The sequence below is a fragment of the Microvirga sp. P4_G7 genome (genome assembly GCF_056401005.1).
This window is the reverse complement of record NZ_JBFUKD010000852.1, coordinates 1-1,363: the sequence shown is the minus strand read 5'-3', so window position 1 is coordinate 1,363 and position 1,363 is coordinate 1. Positions and strand designations below refer to the sequence as shown.

Below are 1,363 nucleotides of genomic sequence, written 5' to 3'. Positions count from 1 at the left end.
ATGCAGGACGCGGCGTGCATGTTGATCGCACCGTTGCGCTGCCGGCCGAAACCGTACCCGAGGCGGAAAAACGTGCGCTTCGTTTCACCGACGAGCTTCGCGAACGCTTCGATCTCATCGACGCCGAGACCGGTGATCGCCGATGCCCACGCGGGATCGCGCGTGCGCAAGTGCGCCTCGAGTTCGTGCGGGTGATCCGTGTAGCGTTCGAGATAATCCCAGTCCGCGTAGCCGTCGCGAAACAGGACGTGCATCACCGCGCAGGCGAGCGCGCCGTCGGTGCCGGGCTTGACGAGCAACGCCATGTCGGCCTGCTTCATCGTCGCGTTCTGATAGATATCGATGGCCACGATCTTCGCGCCGCGTTCCTTCCGTGCGCGAGCCGCGTGCGTCATGACGTTGACCTGCGTGTGAACCGGGTTCGTCCCCCAGATCACGATGCAATCCGATACCGCCATTTCACGCGKGTCAGGGCCAGCGAGCTTTCCCGTACCCGCGATGTATCCGGTCCAGGCCATGGTCGTGCAGATGGTCGAATACTGGCCGGAATACTTTTTGACGTTGCGCAAGCGGTTGATACCGTCCCGCATCACGAAGCCCATGGTGCCGGCATAGTAATACGGCCACACCGCCTCTGTGCCGAAGTCACGTTCCGCTTCGAGGAACTTCCTGGCGACGAGATCGAGCGCTTCATCCCATCCGATACGCTCGAATTGGCCCGAACCTTTCGGGCCCGTTCGCTTCAGCGGATGCAGCAGCCGTTCGGGATGATGAATGCGTTCCGCGTAGCGCGCCACCTTCGCGCAGATGACCCCTGCGGTGTAGCGATTGCCGTGCGCCCCGTGGACGCGGCCGACCGTGCGACCGTCGATGACCTCCACGTCGAGTGAACACGCCGACGGACAATCGTGCGGGCAGACGGACGGACGGCGCTCGATACGGGGGGCTTGATTCATGGCGGCATCATGCGTGAGCGGTCAAAAAATGGAAAGGCCGCCCGAAGGCGGCCTCTTGTCTCTGCCCTCATTCGCGAAATCGCCTGGCGACGATTACGAGGAAGGATCCTGGATCGGACAGGACCTCAGCCGACGATCTCGTTACCCGAGAAGAACTGGCTGATTTCGGTCTTGGCGTTCTCGAGGCTGTCCGAACCATGGACCGAGTTCTCGCCGATCGACTTGGCATGCGCCTTGCGGATGGTGCCCTCGGCAGCGCTTTCCGGGTTCGTCGCACCCATTACCTCGCGGTAGCGGGCGACGCCGTTCTCGCCTTCGAGAACCTGCACGACGACCGGGCCGGAGACCATGAAATCGACCAGTTCGCCGAAGAAGGGCCGTTCCTTGTGGACCGCATAGAAGGTCTC

General features: G+C 62.6%; 2 protein-coding genes. Both read right to left on the bottom strand.

Annotated elements, in window-relative coordinates; genetic code table 11:
- On the bottom strand, positions 1 to 956 hold a 956-nt coding region (locus tag AC1DT3_RS21330; protein WP_477467185.1), incomplete at its 3' end, for a molybdopterin-dependent oxidoreductase.
- A gap of 125 nt (positions 957 to 1,081) precedes the next feature.
- The coding region (locus AC1DT3_RS21325) for a nucleoside-diphosphate kinase (RefSeq protein WP_477467184.1) at positions 1,082 to 1,363 on the bottom strand (282 nt) is incomplete at its 5' end.